1 pseudogene is annotated in these 301 nt (G+C 60.1%); it reads left to right on the top strand.

Annotated elements, in window-relative coordinates:
- Nucleotides 1–301, top strand: a pseudogene (locus tag NE591_RS14350) (sodium:proline symporter); the annotation flags it as partial.

Here is a 301-nt window from a genome sequence, read left to right on the forward strand (position 1 = left end):
AGAAATCGCGCATCATCGCCATGATCTGGCTCGTGGTTTCCCTGTCCTCGGCGGTGTGCATCGGCCTTATCGGCCGCGCAGTCATTCCCACCGAGTTCCTCACCCAGTCGGCCGCCGAGTCCGTGTTCATCGTACTGTCGAAGATGCTACTGCCGAGCTTCTTCTGCGGCCTTGTGGTCTCGGGCATCTTCGCCGCGGCCATGAGCTCCTCTTCCAGCTACCTGCTCATCTCCGGCTCCGCTGTGGCCACAAACATCTTCAAGGGTCTCATCAAGCGCGATGCCACCGACAACCAGGTCAT

It is taken from the genome of Adlercreutzia sp. DFI.6.23, from assembly GCF_024462535.1.
Lineage (GTDB): Bacteria > Actinomycetota > Coriobacteriia > Coriobacteriales > Eggerthellaceae > Adlercreutzia > Adlercreutzia rubneri.